Annotated in this window: 12 protein-coding genes; 2 read left to right on the top strand and 10 right to left on the bottom strand. The window is 67.1% G+C overall.

Annotated elements, in window-relative coordinates:
• Nucleotides 1–140: 140 nt before the first annotated feature.
• The 9 genes from CGU34_RS07420 to CGU34_RS07380 all read right to left on the bottom strand — a co-directional run bounded on the left by CGU34_RS07420 (nucleotide 141) and on the right by CGU34_RS07380 (nucleotide 12,116).
• Nucleotides 141–1,820, bottom strand: a complete 1,680-nt coding sequence (locus tag CGU34_RS07420; protein ID WP_198517710.1) for an ABC transporter family substrate-binding protein — start codon at nucleotides 1,818–1,820, stop codon at nucleotides 141–143.
• A gap of 64 nt (nucleotides 1,821–1,884) precedes the next feature.
• Nucleotides 1,885–4,029: an ABC transporter ATP-binding protein gene (locus CGU34_RS07415; protein ID WP_232711581.1), complete on the bottom strand. Its 2,145-nt coding sequence runs from the start codon at nucleotides 4,027–4,029 to the stop codon at nucleotides 1,885–1,887.
• Nucleotides 4,022–4,945 (bottom strand): ABC transporter permease, encoded by a 924-nt coding sequence (locus CGU34_RS07410; protein WP_100813736.1) that lies wholly within the window; start codon nucleotides 4,943–4,945, stop codon nucleotides 4,022–4,024. The genes CGU34_RS07415 and CGU34_RS07410 overlap by 8 nt, the downstream gene beginning before the upstream one ends.
• Nucleotide 4,946: 1 nt before the next feature.
• Nucleotides 4,947–5,930: an ABC transporter permease gene (locus CGU34_RS07405; RefSeq protein ID WP_100813735.1), complete on the bottom strand. Its 984-nt coding sequence runs from the start codon at nucleotides 5,928–5,930 to the stop codon at nucleotides 4,947–4,949.
• Nucleotides 5,931–6,192: 262 nt separating this feature from the next.
• A complete protein-coding gene (locus tag CGU34_RS07400) occupies nucleotides 6,193–6,822 on the bottom strand; it encodes a PH domain-containing protein (RefSeq protein WP_100813780.1) in 630 nt (209 codons plus the stop codon).
• A 5-nt stretch (nucleotides 6,823–6,827) separates the two neighbouring features.
• Nucleotides 6,828–8,474: a dipeptide ABC transporter ATP-binding protein gene (locus tag CGU34_RS07395; RefSeq protein ID WP_100813734.1), complete on the bottom strand. Its 1,647-nt coding sequence runs from the start codon at nucleotides 8,472–8,474 to the stop codon at nucleotides 6,828–6,830.
• Nucleotides 8,471–9,418, bottom strand: coding sequence for an ABC transporter permease (locus tag CGU34_RS07390; RefSeq protein ID WP_100813733.1), 948 nt, complete (start codon nucleotides 9,416–9,418; stop codon nucleotides 8,471–8,473). The genes CGU34_RS07395 and CGU34_RS07390 overlap by 4 nt, the downstream gene beginning before the upstream one ends.
• On the bottom strand, nucleotides 9,408–10,337 hold the full coding sequence (locus CGU34_RS07385) for an ABC transporter permease (protein ID WP_100813732.1): 930 nt from the start codon (nucleotides 10,335–10,337) through the stop codon (nucleotides 9,408–9,410). The genes CGU34_RS07390 and CGU34_RS07385 overlap by 11 nt, the downstream gene beginning before the upstream one ends.
• 159 nt (nucleotides 10,338–10,496) lie before the next feature.
• On the bottom strand, nucleotides 10,497–12,116 hold the full coding sequence (locus CGU34_RS07380) for a peptide ABC transporter substrate-binding protein (protein ID WP_100813731.1): 1,620 nt from the start codon (nucleotides 12,114–12,116) through the stop codon (nucleotides 10,497–10,499).
• 132 nt (nucleotides 12,117–12,248) lie between these two features.
• On the opposite strand from CGU34_RS07380, the gene CGU34_RS07375 reads away from it, so the two are divergent.
• Both CGU34_RS07375 and CGU34_RS07370 read left to right on the top strand, forming a co-directional pair.
• Complete coding sequence (locus CGU34_RS07375; RefSeq protein WP_100813730.1) at nucleotides 12,249–13,070, top strand: CPBP family intramembrane glutamic endopeptidase; 822 nt, start codon at nucleotides 12,249–12,251, stop codon at nucleotides 13,068–13,070.
• Between the two features lie 311 nt (nucleotides 13,071–13,381).
• Nucleotides 13,382–14,287: a hypothetical protein gene (locus tag CGU34_RS07370; protein ID WP_100813729.1), complete on the top strand. Its 906-nt coding sequence runs from the start codon at nucleotides 13,382–13,384 to the stop codon at nucleotides 14,285–14,287.
• 205 nt (nucleotides 14,288–14,492) lie between these two features.
• Here the strand turns inward: CGU34_RS07370 and gcvP are convergent, their stop codons facing one another.
• Entirely contained in the window at nucleotides 14,493–17,396 is a 2,904-nt protein-coding gene (gene gcvP, locus CGU34_RS07365; protein ID WP_232711595.1) for an aminomethyl-transferring glycine dehydrogenase, read from the bottom strand.
• Nucleotides 17,397–17,451: the final 55 nt, after the last annotated feature.

Here is a 17,451-nt window from a genome sequence, read left to right as displayed (position 1 = left end):
CAGTCCCCGTCAGCCTATCGCAGGCCGCTGTGAGCCCGGCGAGTGCCCTCTTCCGCGCGGTGTGGGCGCCCGGATGCGCCAGGAACGACAGCGGGGCGGGACCCCGAAGGATCCCGCCCCGCCCGGACAACAACCGCTGCTTACTCGGCGGCCCAGCCCACGAGCGTCCAGTCGATCGTCTCGAACTGCGTGGCGCCCCAGTTCACGAGACCATCCGTGACGGCGTACACGTTCGGGAGCGGCGCGATCGGGAACATCGGGACGTACTCCCAGATGGCCGCGTTGATCTCGTTCGCGATCTCGATGCGCGCCTCGGGGTCGAGCTCGGTGTTGGCCTGGTCCCACAGGTCGCCGAGCGCCTCATCGGTCGTGCCGGTGAAGTTCTGCTCGGAGTCCAGCGGGAAGAACAGCGGCTCCGACGAGGAGATCGGGAACGCGGTGCCGACCCACGAGAAGCTGACCATCTCGAAGTCGCCCGGGATCACGTAGTCGCTGAAGTAGCCGGCAACGGGAACCGAAACGAGCTCGACGGGGATGCCGAACTCACCGAGGTCGGCCTGGACCTGCTCGGCGCGCTGGATGTTCGTCGCGGTGTCGGCAGGAACGGTGACGCTCAGCTCGAGCGGCTCACCGTCCTTGACCCACGAGTCGCCGTCCTTGCTGTATCCGGCCTCTTCGAGGAACGCGGCACCGGCATCGAGGTCGTAGGGCAGCGCGTCATCCGTGTAGCCATCCTGACCGGGCATGAAGATGTAGTCGCCCTGCGTGACGGCGGGCACGCCGACAGGCGTGTTGGCCGCGGCCGCGATCTGCTCGCGGTTGACGATCGAGGCGACCGCCTTGCGCACGTTGACGTCCGCGAGGGGACCTTCCTTGGCGTTCATCGTGACGTGGGTCCACGTCAGGCCGTTCGTGGCCTGGATGTCCGCGCCGTCGACGGTCTGCGCGGTCTCGTAGAGGTCCGCACTCGCCGAGATGTAGAGCGCGTCGATCTCACCGTTCGCGAACGACGAACCCTGCTGGTCCTGGCTGACGGCCTGGAACAGGATGCGGTCGAGCTTGGGGGTCTCGCCCCACCACAGCGGGTTGCGCTCGAGCGTGATGACCTGGCCGGTCACGTCGATGTCGGTGAACATGAAGGGACCGCTCGAGGGCATGCCCTGCGTGAGGAAGCCCTCGTTGAACGCGGCGGGGTCGCTCGCGATGCTCTCTTTGAGCACGCTCGTGAACAGGCCCTGCCAGTCGGCGTAGATCGACGAGAAGGTCACGACGACGTGGTACTCGTCGTCGCCCTGCTCGATGGACTCGATCTGGTCCCACCCTGCGGTCGAGACGTTGATGAACTCTTCGTTGGAGCCGTTGTTGGCGAGCCACGTGGCCGCGTAGTCGGCGACCGTGATGGGGGTTCCGTCTTCCCAGACCGCGTCGGGGTTGAGCGTGATCTCGACGACCTGCGGGTCTTCGCTCGTGATCTCGGCCGACGACGCGTAGTTCTCGTCGACGATCGGTACGCCGGTCTCGTCGATCTTGAACGGGCCGCCGAGCGTCGTCTCGACGATGTCGTTGGTGTCGGACTCGTTGCCGTCGATCTGGTAGATGTTGAAGTTGACGGGCAGGGCCGAGACCGCGAGGGTCAGGTCGCCGCCGTCCTGGACGTCCGCGGCGTCCGCGCGCACCCAGTCGGTGGAGGGCAGTTCAGCCGCATCCGTCGGGGCGTCGCTCGGACCCCCGGTGTTGCCTGCTGAACAGCCCGCGATGATCAACGCGCTTGCGCCGAGCATCGCGATGGCGCCGAGCGCCTTCGCACTTCGAGTTCTCATGTGATCGTTTCCTCTCGTGTTTTCTGGGGAAGACCGGGGTGGCGTGGTGCCGTCACCTCGGGCGTTACCCGGCGCGGTCGAGAGCTACCTGATCCATCAGCGCGGAGCGATCCGCGTGATGGCAGGCGACGCTCGCGCGGCCGTGCCGGGTAAGTTCGGGGTCGCTTCCGCGGCAGACCTGCTGCGACGCGTCGTCCAGCAACGCGTACAGCGGGCAGCGGGTGCGGAAGCGGCACCCCGAGATCTCCTGCGTCGGGCTCGGGAGGTCCCCCTGCAGCAGGATGCGTGTGCGGGCGCGTTCGATGCGCGGGTCGGGAATCGGTGCGGCCGAGATGAGGGCCTTGGTGTACGGATGCCTGGGCTCATTGAAGACCTCGGCGATCGGCCCCTGTTCGACGATGCGACCGAGGTACATCACGGCCACGTCGTCGGCGATCTGTCGCACGACGGCGAGGTCGTGGGCGACGAAGAGGAACGACAGGCCGAGACGGTCCTTCAAGTCTTCGAGCAGGTTGATGATGCCGGCCTGGATCGAGACATCCAACGCCGAGACGGGCTCGTCGAGCACGATGATCGAGGGGTTCGTCGAGAGCGCGCGGGCGATGCCGATGCGCTGGCGCTGACCACCCGAGAACTCGTGCGGGTAGCGATCGGCCATCGCGGGGTCGAGGCCGACCAGTTCGAGCAGCTCGACGACGCGCTTGTCGCGCTCGGCCTTGGGCTTGCCCGCGACCCACAGCGGCTCGGTGATGACCTCGCCGATCGGCAGGCGCGGGTCGATGGCGCCCATCGGGTCCTGGAAGACGATCTGGATGTCTTCCCGCAACGCGTGGCGCGCACCCTTGCCGAGCTGGTCCACGTCCTTGCCCGAGATCTCGATCTTTCCGCCCTGGGGCGCGACCATCTCCATGATCTCGAGGATCGTGGTGGTCTTGCCGCATCCGGATTCACCGACGAGCCCGAGGGTACGGCCCGCCTGGAGCGTGAACGAAACCCCGTCGACGGCGCGCACGGTGCCGATCCGGCGCGGGAAGATCGACCCCTTCATGAGCGGGAAGTGGCGCACCAGATCGGTTACTCGAACGACGGGAGCATCCGTTGTCTGGGCGCGCTCCTCCTGTGGCAGCGGCTCGGGACGCGGGAACACCTCTGCGCGCGAAAGTTCACCGCGCGCGATCTCGCCGGCACGGATGCACGCTGAAACGTGCGGCGGTACCGAACCCGGATCGTGCTCGAGCAGCTCGGGCTCGATATCGCGGCAGGCGTCGATCGCGACGGGGCAGCGCGGGGCGAACGGGCACCCGCGCGGCAGGGCGCTGAGCGATGGCGGTCGCCCCTCGAGCGGCACCAGGCGCTGCGTGCCGGCCGTCAGCATGTTCGGCACCGAGCGCAGCAGGCCGATCGTGTAGGGCATGTGGGGTTCGTGGAAGACCTCGTCGGTCGTGCCGAGCTCGACGAGCTTGCCGGCGTACATCACGCCGACACGATCGGCATGACCGGCGACGACGCCGAGGTCGTGCGTGATGAGCACGACCGCGGAGCCCGTGATCTCGCGCGCGGTCTCGAGCACCTCGAGAATCTGGGCCTGGATCGTCACATCGAGCGCCGTCGTCGGCTCGTCGGCGATGATCACCTTCGGGTCGTTCGCGATCGCCATCGCGATCATGGCTCGTTGACGCATTCCGCCCGAGAACTCGTGCGGGAAGGCGCGGGCGCGACGCTCGGCGTCGGGAATGCCGACGATCTTCAGCAGCTCGACCGCGCGCGCGTGCGCGGCCTGAACCGAGAGGGAGGAGTCGTGCAGACGCAGGCCCTCGGAGATCTGGTCGCCGACCGAGTACACCGGGGTCAGCGCCGAGAGCGGGTCCTGGAACACCATGGCGAGTTCGGCGCCACGGATGCGCGACAGTTCGTTGTCGCCCATGCCCAGAAGCGAGCGCCCCTCGAACTCGATGGCGCCCGTGATCTCGGCGGACGAGGGCAGCAGACCCATGACGGCCAGCGACGAAACGGACTTGCCCGAGCCGGACTCGCCGACGATGCCGAGGAACTCGCCCGCGTGGACGTCGTACGAAATGCCGCGCACGGCGCGCACGGGGTCGCCGCCGCGCTGCGGGAACGTCACGCTGAGGTCGCGGACGGAGAGGAGCGGCGCCCCCACGACGGGTGTGCGAGCGGCGGCCTTGCGACCGACCTGGAACTCAGCCACGGTTCACCCCCGAGGTCGGGTCGATGGCGTCGCGCAGGGCGTCGCCGATCAGGCTGATGGCGAAGAGAAGGATGATGAGCACCGCCGCGGGGAAGACGAAGAGCCAGGGCCGGGTGAGCGCCGCGGCGGTGCCGTCGGCGAGAAGCGTGCCGAGCGAGACATCCGGCTTCTGCACACCGAACCCGAAGTAGCTGAGCGACGTCTCGGCCATGATCGAGGCGACAATGCCGAGCGTCGCGTCGATGATCAGCAGCGAGGCGATGTTCGGCAGGATGTGCCGGCCGAGGATCTTCCGCGTCGGCATGCCCATGTAGCGCGCGGCGCGCACGAAGTCGCGATTGCGGAGCGACCGGGTCTGGTTGCGGACGACCTGGGCCATGATCATCCAGCTGAAGATGGCGAGGAAGAAGGTGAGCGCCAGCCACGACAGCCCGCGGGTCAGGGGGCTCAGCAGCACCAAGATGAAGAACGACGGGATGACGAGCAGCAGGTGGATGAACCATCCGATCACGCTGTCGGCGCGTCCTCCGAGGTAACCGGCGAGTGAGCCCACGATCGCGGCGATCAGCGTCGCGCCGATTCCCGCGAGCAGCCCGATGATGAGCGACTTCTGCAGGCCCGAGAGCGTCTGCGCGTAGATGTCCTGTCCGATCGCGTTGGTGCCGAACCAATGCCGGAGTGTCGGACCCATGCCCATGTTGAGCGCGTCGCGGTCGGTGACACCCCACGGGTACGCGAGCGGTCCGAAGAACGCCCACAGCACGATCAGGATGAAGACGGATGCTCCTACCCAGAATCGCGGCATGCCCCGCAGGCGCGCCCACACCAGGCGGTTGCGCGAGAGCGGCTTGCGCGTCTTCGTGACGTCATCCTGGGGGTCCAGCGGCGCCTCGAGCGCCTCTTGCTGCATGGTCATGTCAGGCCCTCACCCTCGGGTCGAGCGCCGCGTAGAGCACTTCGGACAGCGTCGACGACAGCAGCACCAGCACAGCGACGAACAGGGTCGACCCCGCCACCGCATTGATGTCGTTCTGCGTCACGGCATTCAGCTGGAACTGCCCCATCCCCCGCCACGAGAAGACGATCTCGAGCATCGCCGAGCCGGCGATCAGCGTGCCGAAGCTGTAGGCGAAGAACGTCGACATCGGGATCAGCGCGATGCGCACGCCATGGCGCACGAGCGCCTTCGAGCGAGGCAGGCCCTTGGCCCGCGCGGTGCGGATGTAGTCGGCGCCGAGCACGTCGAGCATGACGCTGCGCTGATAGCGGGAGTACGACGAGGCACTGATCAGCACGAGCGCGATCGTCGGCAGCAGCAGGTGGATGGCGCGGTCGAGCGCGATATCCCACCACCCGCCGGATATCCCGGCCGTGTATTCACCCGTGAAGCGGATGACCTGGGTGCCCACCGCGTTGTTGAACGACGTCGCGGCAATCATCAGCAGAACGCCGATGACGAAGGTCGGCGTGGCGAAGACGATGTACGACGAGTACGTGACGATCTGGTCGCTTGCGCGGTATTGCCGCACCGCTCCCCAGACACCCAGCAGCACACCGACGATCGCACCCAGGATCGACCCGATCAGCAGCAACCGCAGGCTGGCGCCCGACCGTGCCGCGATCTCGGCCGTGACCTGGGCCCCGCCGACCGTCTCGCCGAGCGAGAACTGCGTGAACAGGTTGACGAGCCAGTTCCAGAGCCGCACCAGCACCGGCACGTCGGGGTTCACACCCATCGCGTTCAGGCTCGCATCGATCGACGACTGCGGCGGGCGCGGATTCATCCCGTAGAACCGGTCCTGGGGCTTCAGCAGGACGCTCGCCAAGATGTAGGCGAGGCACGTCGCGATCAGGCTGAGGATCGCGTAATGGATGAACCTGCGGACCACATAGAGCGTCACCGGGCGGGCCTGGCAGGGGTATCGCGGAATGCAGCGGGGGAAGTTGCGTACGTCATCGTGGATCTCTCGGAAACGGTTCCGGGATGGAACTCGGTGTCACGAATGCTGGTTCTCAGACCGCCGTGGGGACCGGCGATTCATTGACCCTAACCCGGCACCGGGGAACAGTCGCCTACATCAGCGCGTCTTTTCACGAACGTAACAATCCCGCCCTCTGCAAGAAATGCGCCAACCGCAGCTTGCGGCTTGCCCATTTCCGTCATCAGAAGGAGTTCACGGTTATCAGTGCGCTCACAGCCCAGATGGCGATGGCGACGAGCGCGATCAGGGCCGGAACGTCCCAGCTGCGACGGACGACGGATGCTGCGGGCGCGGTCCCCGGCGCCGTCAGCTCCGGCACGGGGTCACCCTCGGTCGCCGAGATCCACTGTTCGCGCAGGAGCTCCATATCGCGCTCAGCGGGAGGCTCTCGCCGCTCGCCCCCGCCGAGACGCAGACCCGGCCGCGCAGGGCGCCCGGCGACCGGACCACCGAAGCTCGCGACATCCTGTCCCGTACTCAGACGAAAGCGCACCTGCCAGCGCAACTCGATGTCGTGCACGGCACTCCAGGGGAATTCGACGATGCGCAACAGATTGTGCACGCGAACGCCTTCGGAATCCGTCCGGATGTACGGCGCATAGACGAGCACGTAGACGAACCAGAGCACCAGCAGCACCCAGGGCGCCAACAACAGCATCTCACCCAGCCCGGCTCGCACGGCCGCGTCGACCAGCAACGCGAGCGCGACGACAGCACCGGCGATCGCCCCGATCGTGGCGGAGGGAGCACGGAATACCCGTACATCCCGACGCCCGCCGACGGGATCGTTCGGTGCGGACGGCGAGGGCATGCCCGTCACACGCCGCCCAGCGGGATAGACGCCCCCGGGATCGCGGCCAGCAGCCTCTGCGTGTACTCCTCGGCGGGGTTCGCGAAGATCTCGTCGACCGTCCCCTGCTCGACGATCTTGCCGCGCTCCATGACCGCCACCATGTCGGCGGCGACGCGGACAACGGCGAGGTCGTGCGTGATGAACAGGTACGTCAGCCCGAGCTCGCTCTGCAGCTCGGCGAGCAGCTGCAGGATCTGGTCCTGCACCAGCACGTCGAGCGCCGACACGGCCTCATCGAGCACGACGACATCGGGCTTCAGCGCGAGCGCGCGCGCTATCGCGACGCGCTGCCTCTGCCCACCCGAGAGCTCGTTCGGATAACGCGACTCCAGCTCCTGCGGCAGAGAGACCTGGTCCAGCAGCTCGGCCACACGAGCTCGACGCGACGCGCGGTCGCCGACCTTGTGGATGTTGAGCGGCTCCGAGATCGTGTTGCCGATGTTGCGGAGCGGATCGAGTGAGCCGTACGGATCCTGGAAGACCGGCTGCATCTGCCGGCGCAGCCGGAAGGCCTCGCGTCCACTCAGCTTCGCGACATCCTGACCGTCGACGAACACGTCGCCGGATGTCGGATCCTCGAGCTTCAGCACCATCTTTGCGACGGTCGACTTGCCCGAACCGGACTCACCCACGAGGGCCAGGGTCTTGCCCCGCGGGATCTGGAACGAGACCCCGTCGACGGCGCGGAAGGCCTCGCTGCGGAAGCCACCGAGGCGGATCTTGTACTCCTTGACGAGGTCGCGGACCTCGATCGCGGGAGCGGTCGTCTCGGCACTCGCGTCGGCCTGTTCGCGCGGCCGTGTCTGGATGCGCTTGGACGCCAGGCTCGGCGCCGCGGCGACGAGACGCTGGGTGTACGGGTGCAGCGGGTTCTCGAGGATCTCGCGGCTCGGGCCCATCTCGACGATCTCACCGCGGTTCATCACGATGATCTTCTCGGCGCGTTCGGCGGCGAGGCCCAGGTCGTGTGTGATCAGGAGCACCGAGGTGCCCTTGTCGCGGGTCAGCGTGGCCATGTGATCGAGGATGACGCGCTGCACGGTCACGTCGAGAGCCGAGGTCGGCTCGTCGGCGATCAGCAGCTTCGGGTCGGCCGCGAGACCGATGCCGATCAGGGCGCGCTGGCGCATGCCCCCCGAGAACTGGTGCGGGAACTGATGAAGGCGCTTCGCCGCATCCGGAAGTCCCGCCTGCTGGAGGACCTCGATAGCGCGGGCGTCGACATCCTTCCGGCCCGACGCGATCCCGTTCGCGCGGATCGCCTCCTTGACCTGGAAGCCGATGCTCCATACGGGGTTCAGGTTCGACATCGGGTCCTGCGGGACATAACCGATCTCCCGCCCGCGGATGCGCTCCATCTGCGTGGCGTTGAGGTCGGTCAGCTCGCGCCCGTCGAGCTTGATGCTTCCGCCCGTCACGAGGCCATTGCCCGGAAGGAGGTTGACGACGGCGGAGGCCGTCGTGGACTTGCCCGAACCGGACTCCCCCACGATCGCCACGGTCTCGCCGGGGAAGATGTCCAGGCTCACGCCGTGCAGCACCTCGTTGGCGCCGAACGCAACCGTGAGGTCGCGGATGCTCAGGAGCGGGACGTCGGTGCGCTCGCTCATCGGCGGGCCCTCGCCTTCGGGTCGATGGCGTCTCGGAGAAGCTCACCGAGCACGATGAACGCGAGCACCGTGACGGTGAGCGCAATCGACGGGTAGATCAGCGCCATCGGCGCGACACGCAGGGACTGCTGCGCCTGGCTGATGTCGTTACCCCAGGACATCGTCTCGCTCCCGAGGCCGACCCCCAGGAACGCGAGCGTCGCCTCGGCAACGATGGCCGCGGCGAGCGAGATCGTCGAGACGACGAGTACGGGCGGCAACGCGTTCGGCACGACATGCGAGACGAGCGTCCGGAAGCGCGACTGGCCGAGCGCCCGGGACGCCATCACGAAGTCCGCCTGGCGCACGCGCAGGATCTCGGCGCGGATGATGCGCGCCGTCGACGCCCACGCGAACCCGCCGATCGCGAAGGCGAGCGTGAAGACCGTGCGGTTCTGCGAGAAGACGCTCATCACGACGATCGCCGCGAGGATGTACGGGATCGCGAAGAAGATGTCACCGATGCGCGAGAGGAGCGAGTCCAGCCATCCGCCGTAGAAGCCGGCAAGAGCCCCGAAGATCAGGCCGACGGTCGTGCCGATCACGGTGGCGATCAGGCCGACCGAGATGGAGGTGCGTGCCCCCCAGACGATGCGCGACCAGACATCGCAACCCTGGAACGTGTAGCCGAGCGGGTGCCCTGCGGCAGGGCCTCCGTTGCTGTTTTCGAGGAAGCACTGCGAATTCGGCGGGACCTGTGTGAACAGGGTCGGAGCAAAGGCCATGATCACGATAATCAGGACGACGACGCTCGAAACCCAGAAGGTCGGGCGACGACGCATGTCGCGCCACGCGTCGAGCCACAGGTTGCTGCGCTTCGCAGCGACACGGACCTCGTCGACCTTGATCGTGGCGTCGCGCACAGGGGCGACGAAGTGCGGGGCAGGAGTGAGATCACTTGGCATAGCGGATCCTCGGGTCAAGCAGACCGTAGAGCAGGTCGACAACGAGATTGACGAGCACGTAGACGACCACGAACACCGTCACGAATGAGACCACGGTGGGCCCCTCTTGGCGCTGGATCGCTTGATACAGCGTGTTACCGACGCCGGGAACGTTGAAGATTCCCTCGGTGACGGTCGCACCGACCAGCAGCACGCCGAAGTTCGTGGCGGAGTTCGTGATGACCGGCAGCAGCGAGTTGCGCACGACGTGCACGGGCACGACACGACGCCGCGAGAGTCCCTTGCTGTACGCGGTGCGAACCCAGTCCTGATTGAGCGTGTCGATCGTCGACGCGCGCATCAGTCGCATGCTCGTCGCGTACAGACTCACCCCCAGCACGATGGCGGGGAGCAGCAGGTCGAACCATCCGTTCTGCGCTCCGACCGTCGGCCGGAACCACCCGAGCTGGATCGCGAGGAAGTACTGGGCGAGGAACGCAAGCACGAAGATCGGCACGGCCACGAAAATCAGGGCGACCACGAGTGAGGTGTTGTCGAACAGCTTGCCCTTACGCAGCGCCGAGACGGTGCCGATGATGATCGCGAGCGTGAACTCGATCACAAGCGCCATGATCGCGAGCCGCGCTGTCACCGGGAAGGTGCGCAACAGGATTTCTCCGACCGGCTGCCCGGAGAAGCTGACGCCGAAGTCGCCCTGCAACACACCGGTGATGTAGTAGAAGTACTGCACCAGGAACGGGTCGTCGAGGTGGTACTGCTCTCGAATCTGAGCGAGCAAGGTGGGGTTCGGGGTCCGGTCGCCGAAAAGGGCGAGGATCGGATCCCCCGGCATGGCGAAAACCATGAAATAGATCAGCAGCGTCGCCCCGAAGAACACGGGGATGACCTGCAGAAGACGCCTGAGGATGTACGCGAGCACCCTCACTCCCTCCGGATACGGGGCGAGCGCGTGCCTGGTCGGCACGCGCGAACCCGCTAAGAGCATCGTGCCGCGTCGGGTGGGCGAACGCGAGCCCTGGGGAACATGTCGCGAGGCGGTGACGTGTAACCGTCACCGCCTCGCGAGTGAGATCAGGACTTAGCCCTTGGTGATCTCGTGGTAGAGCGGAACCGAGTTCCAGCCGAACTCGACGTTCTCGACCGTTTCGGCGTAACCGCCGGTCACGTTCGAGTACCAGAGTGGCGTGGCCGGCAGGTCCTCGAGCAGGATCGACTGCGCCTGCTGGAACAGCTCGTTCGCCTCACCGATGTCGGTGGAGGAGATGCCCTCGGCGAGCAGCGCGTCGAACTCGGCGTTCGAGTAGTCGCCGTCGTTCGAGCCCGCATTGCTTGCGTAGAGCGGTCCGAGGAAGTTGTACAGACCGGGATAGTCGGCCTGCCATCCGGTGCGGAACGCGGTCGTGATCGTGCGGGAGTTGACGAGCTCGCGCAGTTCGGCGAAGGTCGGGTACGGGGCACCCGACGACTCGATGCCGAGCACGTTCTTGATCGAGTTGGTCACAGCGTCGACCCAGGCCTGGTGGCCACCGTCGGCGTTGTACGCGATCTGGAAGGAACCCTCCCACGGGGAGATGGCGTCGGCCTCGGCCCAGAGACGCTGGGCCTCTTCCTCGTTGTACTCGAGGACCTCAGCACCCTCGAGCGAGTCCGACCATCCCGCGATGACGGGCGACGTGAAGTCGCTCGCCGGAGTGCGGGTGCCCTCGAAGATCACGTCGGTGATCTGTGCACGGTCGATGGCCATCGACAGCGCCTGGCGACGCAGCTGGCCCTCTTCGCCCTCGAAGTGCGGGAGGTACTCGGGAACCGTGAAGGACTGGAAGACGGCGGCGGGCTGGTTGACCGCGCGGTCGCCCAGGTCCGACTCGAACGTCGCGAGCGAGCCCGTCGGGATCTGGTCGACGACGTCGACCTCACCCGCGAGCAGGTCGGCGTAGGAGGCATCCTGCGATGCGTAGAAGATGATCGACAGGCCGCCGTTCATCACCTCGCGCACGCCCTGGTAGTCGGGGTTCGCGACGAGGTCGATCTGCACATCGTGCTGCCAGGCGCCCTCACCGTCGAGCATGTACGGGCCGTTGCCGACCGGGTTCTCGCCGTACGCGGCCATGTCCTCGAACGCGACGTCGGGCAGCGGGTAGTACGCGGAGTAGCCGAGGCGCAGCGCGAAGTCCGAGGCCGGCTTGTTCAGCGCGATCGTGAACGTGTAGTCATCGACCAGCTCGAGGCCCGTGAGCTCCGAGTCCTCATCGTAGCTGAAGCCCTCGATGTCCTCGAAGAAGTAGCTGTTGTACTGCTCGTTGGAGGCAAGCGCGCCGTAGTTCCACGCGTTGATGAAGTTGTCGGCGGTGACTTCCTCGCCGTTCGTGAAGGTCTGGCCTTCCTTGATCTTCACCGTCAGGTTCTGCGGGTCATCGACCGTGATCTCTTCGGCCATGTCGTTCACGGGCGAGCCATCCGCACCGTACGACACCAGGCCCGCGAAGATCGCGTCGAGGATCTTTCCGCCGCCGACCTCGTTGGTCGCGGTGGGGATGAGCGGGTTTTCCGGCTCAGAACCGTTCGTGGTGATGATCGCGTCGCTCGCGCCGCCACCGTCGGTGTCGCCCGAGTCATCGCTGCCCGCGCAGCCGGCGAGCGTGAGCCCTCCGACGGCGAGGAGCGCGATCCCCGACAGGGCAATCTTGTTGCGCTTCACTTGTCCTCCTGTTAAGAGTGCTGTTACGCGCAGCATCACGGTTGTGAGTCTGCGCGGGATAGAGAAACCCTAGGCATCCTGGTCCGAATGCTCCAAATCATGAGCAAAACCGTTACATAGCCTTAACTCAGGATGCCGTCCATATGGCAATCTGTCGAAGTGGATCCCCTGAGCCCCGTAGCACTCGACCGCACCGCACGCGTTCGACTGTGGTGGGAAATCGGAATCGTGCTGGCCCTGTCGGTCGGCCGCTCGGCGCTCTACTCGGTGCTGCAGCTGGTGGAGTCCCTGGGCCGTGAGGAATCGCTGGGCGATCAGTCGGCGTCGGTCAACCCGGGGGCTTCGGCATCCGAATTCTGGCCCGTTCTCTATCAATTCCTGTCGCAGTTCTTCGCGCTGGTGCCGGTGGCCCTGGCGATCTGGCTGCTGTGGGAACCCGGCAAGTCCGCGTTCCGGCGTATCGGACTCGACTTCCGCCGCTTCGGCGGAGACTTCGGGCGCGGCTTCCTGCTGATCGTCGTGATCGGTGTGCCGGGGCTCGGTCTGTACGCCCTCGGGCGCGCGCTCGGCATCACCGTTCAGGTCGATGCCTCGCCCCTCGACGCGTCGTGGTGGACGATCCCGCTCCTGCTGCTCGCGGCGGTACGCGCGGGACTCACCGAAGAAGTCATCTTCATCGGGTACCTGTTCGACAGACTGCGCCGGCTCGGATGGGGCTGGTGGACGATCATCCTCTCGACGGCTGCGCTGCGAGCGGCGTATCACGCGTATCAGGGGTTCGGTCCGATGCTCGGCAACTTCGTGATGGGCATCGTGTTCGGCTGGTGCTACCGGCGCTGGGGCCGCATCATGCCGCTCGTCATCGCGCACACGCTGATCGACGTGATCGCCTTCATCGGGTACCCGCTCGCGGTTGTTTGGTGGCCCGGCGTGTTCGGCGTTCCGGGCGCCTGAGCCCGGCCGCTGCTCCGTCCAAGTCATCCCAGTCCCGACCTTCCCCCCTGCCGCTCACACGGCGAAACACCCCTGCCGCGACCACAAACCCCTCGTCGAGGGTGGTTTCGTCTCACGATGGGTGTTTCGCCGCGATGGTGACGCGAGGGCACGGTCGGGCGGGTGCGCAATCGTCTGCCACGGGGCAGTCCTGCACAACGGTGGACAGAACGGGCCGGTCCACCGATTGCAGCGTCTGAACCGTTGGTCGCGGCCGAATCCGTCACGGTGGACGGGTGCAGCATACTGACGCCCTGAGGGAAACACCGTTCGTGCTCGCCGCAGATGAGCGGCGGTTGCACACGGGGCTGTACGGGCGAGCAGCTCGCGGGGAACTCCTCCGGGTGCGCCACGGCGTCTATGCAGGGGCGGAATGGTGGACGGGCCTGAAACCGCACGAGAGGTACCACCAACGGGTCGCTGCGGCAGGGCTCGTTTTCACCGATGCCATCTTCATGCGCGAGTCAGCGGCGGTGTTGCACGAGCTACCCATCTTCGGGGAGCCCCGCGACATCCACATCTTCGATCCGGATCGACGGTCCACGAAACGCTACGGTGACGTGGTCGTGCATGCCGCGCAGGGCGCTCGGAATGTCGCGGCGATCGGATCTGTGTTCGTCACCGACCTTCTGGCGACCGTCGTTGACACAGCACGGCACCTCCCCCCGGCATACGCGCTGGCCGTGGCAGACGCCGCGCTCCGGCGCGGGATGCCGAGAGAGCAGCTGCGCGCTTGGTCATCTGACGACGCAAACCGTCGGAACGAGCGCTTGCTGAGGTGGGTATGGGACTTTGCCGACGCGAGGGCTGAGTCGGCGGGCGAGTCCGTGAGTCGAGCCGTGATCTCGTGGCTGGGCTTCGCCGTGCCGGTGCTGCAGCAGGTTTTTACCTACGAGGGAATCACGGATCGCTCCGACTTCTGGTGGACCAAAGTCCGGGCGATTGGCGAGTCGGACGGATACGGGAAGTATGTGGCATTAACGGCCCAGGCAGCCGTCGAAGGAGTCGTGAAAGAGAAGGTGCGCGAAGACCGACTCCGACGATATTCCGACGGCTTTGCACGATGGGATTGGTCCGACGCCCATCGGGTAGTGCCCATCGAGCGCAAGCTGCTGCGCGCCGGAGTTCCGCTGGTAGCGGCGCGCGACAACGCCATGCTCGCGACCCTGCGGCGATAGACAGAGCATGCGTGTGTCGGGGCTCATTCGGTGGAGCAGTCCCATCGAGTGAGCCCCGACATCCGGGCGTTTCTGTCGCCTGCCGTCTGCGAAACACCCCGCGTGCGGCGAGACACCCCAGGACACAGGGTGTTTCGTCGCACGAGAGGTGTTTCGCGGTGACGTGGCGGTGCTGAGCGTGTGGCCCGGGGGCGAGCGGCCGGGGTCAGGCGAAGGCCTCCACGGGCGGGCAGGCACATGCGAGGTTGCGGTCGCCCCACGCGTTGTCGACCCGCCGCACGGGCGGCCAGTACTTGTTCTGCACCAGCGCATGAGTCGGGTACACGGCGCGCTCGCGGGAGTACGGATGCTCCCAATCGCCCGCGATCGCCGACTCGGCGGTGTGCGGCGCGTTCACGAGGGGGTTGTCGTCCGCCGGCCACTCCCCCGCCGCCACCGCGTGAGCCTCGGCGTGGATCGCGATCATGGCCTCGACGAATCGCTCGAGCTCTGCGAGCTCTTCGCTCTCAGTGGGCTCGACCATGAGCGTGCCCGCCACGGGGAACGACATCGTCGGCGCGTGGAATCCGTAATCGATCAGGCGCTTCGCCACATCGTCCACCGTGATCCCCGTCGCCTCGCGCAGGGCCCGCAGGTCCAGGATGCACTCGTGCGCGACGAGCCCGTTCTCACCCGTGTACAGCACCGGGAAGTGCGCGCGCAGCCGGGCCGCCACATAATTCGCGGAAAGGACCGCCGCGGCCGTGGCCTGACGCAGCCCCTCAGCCCCCATCATCCGGACATAGGCCCACGACACCGGCAAGATCCCCGCCGAACCGTGCGGCGCCCCCGAAATCGGCGCACCGTCGAAAACGAACCCGCCCGCGTGGTCTGCACGCGGCGAGAACGGATGCCCCGGCAAGAACGGTGAAAGATGCGCTTTCGCCGCGACCGGGCCGACTCCGGGTCCGCCACCGCCGTGCGGGATCGCGAAAGTCTTGTGGAGGTTCAGGTGCGACACATCGCCGCCGAGATCACCGAACCGCGCGTAGCCGAGGAGCGCGTTGAGGTTCGCGCCGTCGACGTACACCTGCCCGCCCGCGTCGTGCACGGCCTGGGTGATGTCGAGTACATCGTGCTCGTACACACCGTGGGTCGAGGGGTACGTGATCATGAGCGCGGAGAGCGTCGCGGCGTGCGCCTCGATGTTGGCGCGCAGGTCATCGAGGTCGACGTTGCCGGCCTCGTCGCATGCCACGACAACGACGCGCATTCCGGCAAGCACAGCCGAAGCCGCGTTCGTGCCGTGCGCCGATGAAGGAATCAGGCAGACGTCGCGTCCGAGGTCGCCCCGCGAACGGTGGTACCCGCGGATAGCCAGCAGTCCCGCGAGCTCCCCCTGCGACCCGGCGTTCGGCTGCAGCGATACGGCGTCGTAGCCCGTGACCTCGGCGAGCCAGGTCTCGAGCTGCTCGATCAGGCCCAGGTATCCGCGCACGTCGGCCTCGGGAGCGAACGGATGTACCCGCGCGAACTCCGGCCACGAGATCGCCGCCATCTCGGTCGCCGCGTTCAGCTTCATCGTGCACGAGCCGAGCGGAATCATGCCGCGGTCGAGCCCGTAGTCGCGGTCGGCGAGCGTCTTCAGATAGCGCATCATCGCGGTCTCGCTGCGGTGCGCGTGGAAGACCGGATGCGTGAGGTACTCGTCCTCGCGCAGCAGATCGGTCGGCAGGGCGCCGATAGGGGCACCCTCGCGCGTGGAAGAGGCACCCTCGCGCGTGGAAGGGGCACCCTCGGGCGCGGAAGGGGCACCCTCGGGCGTGGTGGAGACGGCGCCGTCGGGGAGACCGAACGCCCAGGCCACGGCGGCGAGGTCTGCCGAAGTCGTGGTCTCGTCCACCGATACCCCGACGGTCGCGCCGTCCACCCAGAGCAGTTGGTATCCGCGGGAACGGGCGCGCTCGATCACGCGGTGGGCGTCGCCCGGGACGAAGACCCGGAGCGTGTCGAAGAACGAATCCGACTCGAGCGTCAGACCGTACTCCCGGAGCGCGGTGGCGAGTGCCTCCGCCTTGCCCGCGACATCCTCCGCGATCGCACGAAGGCCCTCGGGACCGTGATAGACCGCGTACATCGCCGCCATGACAGCGAGCAGCACCTGTGCGGTGCAGATGTTCGACGTCGCCTTCTCGCGGCGGATGTGCTGCTCGCGCGTCTGCAGCGCGAGACGGTAGGCGGGGTTACCCGCGGCGTCCCGAGACACACCGACCAGACGCCCCGGCAGCTGGCGAGCCAGGCCTTGGCGCACGGCGAGGTAGCCCGCGTGCGGGCCCCCGTAGCCGAGCGGGACGCCGAACCGCTGGGTCGTACCCGCCGCGATGTCCGCGCCGAGCGAGCCGGGTGAGGCGATGAGGGTCAGCGCGAGCAGGTCCGCCGCGACGACCGTGAGTCCGCCCTGTGCCTGCACGGCGGCGATGGCGTGGGACGGGTCCCACACGCGGCCGGACGCGCCGGGGTACTGGATGAGGGCACCGAAAGCCTCGGGCAGATCGGACGTTTCGACTCGCTGCTCTCGCGGGGCGACCGAGGCGTGCGCGGCGAAGTCGATCGTCTGCAGCTCGATCCCCAGAGCCGCGGCGCGCGACTCCAGCAGAGCGCGCGTCTGCGGCAGCGCGTCCGCGTCGACCAAGAACACATTCGAGCCGGACTTCGACGAACGCCGGGCGACGAGCATCCCTTCCACGACCGCCGTGGACTCGTCGAGCATCGAGGCACCGGCGATGTCGAGGCCCGTCAGGTCGGTCACCATCGTCTGGAAGGTGATGAGTGCCTCAAGACGACCCTGCGAAATCTCGGGCTGATACGGCGTGTAGGCCGTGTACCAGGACGGGTTCTCGAGCACGTTCCGCTGAATGACGGACGGCGTGAAGGTGTCGTAGTAGCCCAGCCCGATCATCGGCCGTGCCGCGCGGTTCGTCGAGGCCAGTTCGCGCAGCTCGGCGAGCGCTTCAGCCTCCGTCGCTGCGGGTGGAATGTCGCTCGTCGTGCGTTCGTGGACGCGGATCGCGCCCGGCACAGCGGCATCGAGCAACGCGTCAACGCTCGGGTAGCCGAGGGTGTCGAGCATCACGGCCTGGGCCGCCGCATCCGTCCCGATATGGCGCGCCGCGAAAGCGCCGCCG

This window comes from Microbacterium lacus (assembly GCF_002812805.1).
Taxonomy (GTDB): Bacteria; Actinomycetota; Actinomycetes; order Actinomycetales; family Microbacteriaceae; genus Microbacterium; species Microbacterium lacus_A.
Note: the sequence above shows the minus strand (reverse complement) of the source record. Positions and strands in the feature narration are given on the sequence as shown.

What these genes read in the sequence shown, in the direction of transcription:
- CGU34_RS07420 (WP_198517710.1), bottom strand. Translation starts at nt 1,820, where the DNA reads ATGAGAACTCGAAGTGCGAAGGCGCTCGGCGCCATCGCGATGCTCGGC.
- CGU34_RS07410 (WP_100813736.1), bottom strand. Translation starts at nt 4,945, where the DNA reads ATGACCATGCAGCAAGAGGCGCTCGAGGCGCCGCTGGACCCCCAGGAT.
- CGU34_RS07400 (WP_100813780.1), bottom strand. Translation starts at nt 6,822, where the DNA reads ATGCCCTCGCCGTCCGCACCGAACGATCCCGTCGGCGGGCGTCGGGAT.
- CGU34_RS07395 (WP_100813734.1), bottom strand. Translation starts at nt 8,474, where the DNA reads ATGAGCGAGCGCACCGACGTCCCGCTCCTGAGCATCCGCGACCTCACG.
- CGU34_RS07390 (WP_100813733.1), bottom strand. Translation starts at nt 9,418, where the DNA reads ATGCCAAGTGATCTCACTCCTGCCCCGCACTTCGTCGCCCCTGTGCGC.
- CGU34_RS07375 (WP_100813730.1), top strand. Translation starts at nt 12,249, where the DNA reads ATGCCGTCCATATGGCAATCTGTCGAAGTGGATCCCCTGAGCCCCGTA.
- gcvP (WP_232711595.1), bottom strand. Translation starts at nt 17,396, where the DNA reads ATGCTCGACACCCTCGGCTACCCGAGCGTTGACGCGTTGCTCGATGCC.